Annotated in this window: 3 protein-coding genes and 1 pseudogene; 2 read left to right on the forward strand and 2 right to left on the reverse strand. The window is 66.0% G+C overall.

The genetic code is table 11. From position 1 onward, the window contains the following. Window positions 1–460: pseudogene (locus ACLP25_RS04400) on the reverse strand (phosphoketolase); the annotation flags it as partial. Between ACLP25_RS04400 and ACLP25_RS04405 the strand changes: the two are divergent. Beyond that, window positions 438–569: a hypothetical protein gene (locus ACLP25_RS04405; protein WP_442468015.1), complete on the forward strand. Its 132-nt coding sequence runs from the start codon at window positions 438–440 to the stop codon at window positions 567–569. The pseudogene ACLP25_RS04400 and the gene ACLP25_RS04405 sit on opposite strands and share 23 nt — an antisense overlap. Before the next feature lie 71 nt (window positions 570–640). On the opposite strand, the gene ACLP25_RS04410 is transcribed toward ACLP25_RS04405, so the two are convergent. Continuing rightward, the gene (locus ACLP25_RS04410) at window positions 641–1,231 is read right to left on the reverse strand and encodes a recombinase family protein (protein ID WP_442468013.1); all 591 of its coding nucleotides are present in this window, start codon (window positions 1,229–1,231) and stop codon (window positions 641–643) included. A gap of 134 nt (window positions 1,232–1,365) precedes the next feature. Between ACLP25_RS04410 and ACLP25_RS04415 the strand changes: the two genes are divergently transcribed. After that, on the forward strand, window positions 1,366–2,984 hold a 1,619-nt coding region (locus tag ACLP25_RS04415), incomplete at its 3' end, for a DUF4158 domain-containing protein (protein WP_442468014.1).

Raw genomic sequence — 2,984 nt, forward strand, 5'->3', positions numbered from 1 at the left:
GCTGCTTGAACCCGTCCGCGCGGGCGGCGTCCTGGATGCGGCGGATGTCGTTGACCACTTTCTCGAGCGTCTCGGCCATCAGTTCGTGCATCGTCGCCGGGTCGTCGCCCTCGACGAAGTGGGGCGCGTAGCCGTAGCCGCGAAAGAGCGCGTCGAGCTCCTCGCGCGGAATGCGCGCGAGCACCGTCGGATTGGCGATCTTGTAGCCGTTGAGATGCAGGATCGGGAGCACCGCGCCGTCGCTCACCGGATTGAGGAACTTGTTGGAGTGCCAGCTCGTCGCCATCGGGCCGGTTTCGGCCTCGCCGTCGCCGACCACGCAGGCGACGATCAGGTTCGGATTGTCGAAGGCCGCGCCGTGGGCGTGCGACATCGCATAGCCGAGCTCGCCGCCCTCGTGGATGGAGCCCGGCGTCTCCGGCGCAACGTGGCTAGGAATGCCGCCGGGGAACGAGAACTGGGAGTTCGTCGGAGTCGGCTTCGACGACGATCTCGACGGTTTTGTCGCTGGCGCAGATTTCGACCCGCACGGGACTGTCTCCAAAATCGACTTCGTGCCGTCGACCTGATTTGCCGCGGATAATGGCATGGGACATTTGCGCCTACGAAATGTGAAAGGGGATGGGGATGGACGAGGCGGTCAAGGCGAACCTGCGGCGCCGGCGCCGGCCGGTTCCGAGGCCGTGTGGGCGAGTGCGGCGTATAGCGCGGTCTTGCCGACCTTGATGCGAGCGGCGACCTCACGAACGGTAAGGCCTTGGGCAAGGAGCGTTTGGGCGCGCCGGAGCTTTTCGTCCGTCATGACAGGTTTGCGTCCGCCTTGGCGACCGCGCGCCGCCGCAGCGTCGAGACCGGCGCGGGTTCGTTCGCGGATGAGGTCGCGCTCGAACTGCCCGAGCGCGCCGAAGATGTGAAAGACGAGCCGTCCTCCTGGCGTCGTGGTGTCGATCGCCTCGGTTAGAGAGCGGAAGCTGACGCCGCGCGTCTCCAGGGCGTTGACCGTTTCGATCAGGTGCGGCAGCGAGCGACCGAGACGATCGAGCTTCCACACCGTCAGGATATCGCCCTCGCGCACGAAGCCCAGCGCCGCCGCCAACCCGGGCCGGTCGGCTTTCGCTCCCGACGCTTTGTCCTCGAACACGCGCGCGCAACCGGCCTTGGCGAGGGCGTCGAGTTGCAGCGCCAAGTCCTGATCGGTCGTCGACACCCTCGCGTAGCCGATGGCCGCCATTCGGTGCCCTCCTGTCCGCAAATCCGTCCGAGAATCTATCTGTCCGGAAACCCGTCGTCAAACACGTTGACGGACGAGATGAGGTTGGGCCGACAAACGACCGAATGACGGCCGGAGAAGGCGAGGGGCGCCGCATGAAGAAACACGAGATCCTTTCGTCACAAGCGCGCGCTGCACTGTTCGATCCGCCTACCGACCCGGCGGCGATCGTTCGGCATTATACTTTCTCGCCCGCGGACTCGCCCGCGGACATGGCGCTGATCCGCCAGCGGCGCCGCGCCGCCAATCGGCTCGGGTTCGCCATCCATCTCGCCTATCTACGGTTTCCAGGCCGCGCGCCGCGGCCAGAGGAAACGCCCCCCGCTGAGATGCTGACCTTCATCTCGGCGCAGATAGGATGCGAACCCGAGGAGTTTGCGTCCTATGCGCGCCGTAGCGAAACGCGTTGGGAGCATCTCGGCGGTCTGCAAACCTATCTCGATGCGCGACCGTTCCGGCGGGAGGATAGGCGCGCTGTCGTCCAGGCGGGCATTGAGGAGGGCGCTGGTTCCGATCGCGGTGATGCGATTGTTTCCGCCATGATCGCGTATCTGCGCGAACGGAACATATGGCTGCCAGCCTCAACCGAGTTGGAGCGTCTTGCGCTCGCGGCGCGCGCGGTTGCGCGCAAGCGTGCTTACAGAGGCCTCGCCGAGGGCCTGTCGCTGGAGACGACCGCCGCTCTGGACGCGCTGCTGATCGTAACCGACGAAAGAGAACGCACGCCGTTCGCCTGGCTGCGAGAATGGCCGGAAGCGCCGCGCCAGAAAAATCTTTTCGCGGTCGTCGAACGGCTCGAAGCCGTGCGCAAGCTTGGCGTCAGAGCCGATCGCGAAAAGCGCATTCACCGGGCGCGCTATGCGGCGATCGCGAGAGAAATCACCATCCTCGTTCCCCGCGACATCTCGCGTTTCGACGCGTCGCGCCGTTTGGCGACCCTGGTCGTGTTCGCGCGCCAGATGGAGATCGGACTCACCGACGCCGCCCTGGCCATGTTCGACAAGATGCTCGGGGCTGTCTTCCGGCGCGCCGACCGTGCCCACAATGACAACGTGGTCGACCGCGCCAAGACTCTCGACGCGTCGGCGCGCGCCTTGCTCGGCATGGCCAAGGCCATGCTCGTCGCGAAGGAAAAGGGGGAGGACCAGGTCACCGCCGTCGAACGTGCGCTCGGCTGGGAGCGCCTGAAAACCTTGGTCCTCGAGACAGAAGCCGCCGTCGTCGGGGCCAGACCTGACAATCTCGGCGAGATCGTCGAGCGCTACGCGAGCGTCCGACGAATGTCGCCGGTCGTGCTCGGCGCTTTCGTCTTCCGATCGTGGAAGGATCACGATCCGCTCCTCACGGCGCTCGACGTCGTGCGCGAGCTTCACGCGAGCGGCGCGAAGAAACTTCCGCCGCGGGCGCCGATGGGCTTTCTGCGACCAATATGGCGCAAGGTCGTCAAGACCAACGCCGGAACCGAACGCCGGGCCTATGAGGTCGCGGTCATGATAGCGTTGCGCGAGCGGTTGCGATCGGGCGACGTCTGGGTCGAAGGCAGCCGCGCTTTCCGGGCCTTCGACGACTTTCTGCTGCCGCGCGACGCGTTTGAGAACCGCCGCAAGGCGGACGAGCTGGGCCTCGCAGTCCCCGATCGTTTCGAGGACTGGCGCGACGTTAGAGCCAAGCGTCTGGAAACTCGGCTTCGGGAAGTCGACGCGCTCACCGCCGC

The organism is Roseiarcus sp. (assembly GCF_052145395.1).
GTDB lineage: Bacteria > Pseudomonadota > Alphaproteobacteria > Rhizobiales > Beijerinckiaceae > Roseiarcus.